The sequence below is a fragment of the Streptomyces alkaliterrae genome (assembly GCF_007097205.2).
Classification (GTDB): domain Bacteria; phylum Actinomycetota; class Actinomycetes; order Streptomycetales; family Streptomycetaceae; genus Streptomyces; species Streptomyces alkaliterrae.
The window spans coordinates 1-1,280 of sequence record NZ_VJYK02000590.1; the positions used below are offsets into that span (position 1 = coordinate 1).

General features: G+C 71.3%; 1 protein-coding gene. It reads right to left on the reverse strand.

Annotated features, from left to right (window positions below; genetic code table 11):
• A partial coding sequence (locus FNX44_RS26965) for a cytochrome P450 (protein ID WP_143651581.1) occupies positions 1–1,251 on the reverse strand: 1,251 nt, incomplete at its 3' end.
• Positions 1,252–1,280: the final 29 nt, after the last annotated feature.

Genomic DNA, 1,280 nt, shown 5'->3' on the forward strand with positions numbered 1-1,280 from the left:
GTCCAGGCGCCAGTGGCTGAGGTAGGAGGCGAGCATCAGTACGCCTTCGAGCAGGGCGAACTCGTCGCCGATGCACTTGCGGGCGCCGCCGCCGAAGACGGTGGCGGGGACCTGCGGTTTGCCGCCGTCGGTCTTCCAGCGGTCGGGGTCGAAGCGCTCGGGTTGGGGGTAGAGGGTGGAGAGGTGGCTGATCAGGTAGGGGGTGAAGGCGACCGTGGTGCCCTTGGGGATGTCGTAGCCGCCGAGGGTGGTGTCCTCGGTGGTGTCGCGGGTGAGGAACCAGCCCGGCGGGTACATGCGCAGGGCCTCGTTGAACACCTGGCGGGTGTACCTGAGGTTCGGCAGGTCGTCCCAGGTGGCGGTGCGGCCGCCGAGTACGTCGTCGACCTCTGTGGTGAGGCGGCGCAGGGTGTGCGGGTGGCGGTTGGTGAGGTAGAGGGACCAGCAGACGGCGCCGGCCGTGGTCTCGGTGCCGGCGGAGTACATGGTCACGGCCTGGTCGACGAGTTCGTCGTCGGTCAGGGCGGGCTGGTCGCTTTCCGGGTCGCGGGCCGCGACGAGCAGGGAGAGCAGGTTGGTGCCGCCGGTGTCGCCTTGGGTGCGGTAGCGCGTGGTGAGGTCGGTCATGCCGCGGCGGACCCGGTCGGTGGCCGCCAGGTACTCGCGGTTGCCGGGCAGCGGCATCGTGCGCAGCCGCTTGGGCAGCAGGGTGTGGCGGGTGAAGCCGGCGAGCAGGATGTCGAAGTCGCCGGCCAGTCGGCTGTGGACGGCGGGGTCCAGTCCGGTGCCGAAGATGGCGGAGACGACGATGTCGGCGGCGATGCTGCGGGTCTCGGTGCTCAGGTCGAAGCGGCGCCCCGGTTGCCAGCCGGTGATGAGGGCGTCCAGGCGTTCGGTCATGATGCCGGCGTAGCCGGGGAAGAGCGCCTGGCGGAAAGCGGGTTGGATGAGCCGGCGTTGGCGGCGGTGCTCGCTCGCCGGGCAGGAGGCGAGGCCCTGTCCGCCGGCCTCGCGCAGCCGGTCGTAGAGCGGGCCGCCCTTGTCGAAGATCCGGTCCTTGAGCAGCATCGCCCGGGTGAGTTCGGGGTCGCAGACGACCAGGACGCGTTCGCCGGCGAGTTGGATCTCCACGAGGGGGCCGTGCGCGGCCAGTCCGCGGAGGAAGGGCAGCGGTGCGCGCAGGAAGGTGCCGAGATGCCCGAGGACGGGTTTTGCGCCGGGGGCCTTGGGTACCGCCGGGCCGGGGGTCATGTCTCTCCATCTGGGGGTCGGGGCGTGTG